Origin of the sequence: Mesorhizobium sp. M7A.F.Ca.CA.003.01.2.1 (assembly GCF_003998945.1) — a bacterium.
Taxonomy (GTDB): domain Bacteria; phylum Pseudomonadota; class Alphaproteobacteria; order Rhizobiales; family Rhizobiaceae; genus Mesorhizobium; species Mesorhizobium ciceri.
This window is the reverse complement of sequence record NZ_RZRA01001635.1, coordinates 1-505: the sequence shown is the minus strand read 5'-3', so window position 1 is coordinate 505 and position 505 is coordinate 1. Positions and strand designations below refer to the sequence as shown.

Genomic DNA, 505 nt, shown 5'->3' with positions numbered 1-505 from the left:
GTCTTTGTCAGCGACAAGGCGCCGGCCTGACACAAGGCGACATCCGAGGCGGCAATCCGGATTGAGGCACGGCCCGCATCTGCGGGCCTTTTGCCGTCACTTTGCCGTTTCGGTTTCGGCTTCAGTCTCGTCTTCGGGCTTCGAACGTTCCCTCGCTGCAACCTTGGCTGCCAGCTTCTCGGCCTTCTTGGCCGCCTTCTGGCGGTCGCGTTCCTTGCGTTCCTGATCGTAGTTTGGTGGTCGCGCCATATCGGCTCCTTTTTCACTGCCTCGCGGCTCTGGTCCTGCCTAGGAGCATTAGCCGTCAAACACAACAGCTGAAGCGATAGTGCGTCGATGATGGCCAGGCTTGCAAGATGCGCGCCGCAATGATGGGGCCATGCCCATCATTGCGGCGGCGATACCTATCGCCATCGATTTGCCGATCAGATGCCGCTTCGGTCAATCACCAGATCGGCGGCACCAAAGCGGTCCTTTGCCGTCAGCTGCTGGTGCCAGTAGGGAT

Annotated in this window: 1 protein-coding gene; it reads right to left on the bottom strand. The window is 60.2% G+C overall.

Annotated elements, in window-relative coordinates; all coding sequences use genetic code 11:
* Window positions 1–96: 96 nt before the first annotated feature.
* A complete protein-coding gene (locus EN969_RS34665) occupies window positions 97–249 on the bottom strand; it encodes a hypothetical protein (RefSeq protein ID WP_013532262.1) in 153 nt (50 codons plus the stop codon).
* Between the last annotated feature and the right edge of the window lie 256 nt (window positions 250–505).

What these genes read in the sequence shown, in the direction of transcription:
- EN969_RS34665 (WP_013532262.1), bottom strand. Translation starts at nt 249, where the DNA reads ATGGCGCGACCACCAAACTACGATCAGGAACGCAAGGAACGCGACCGC.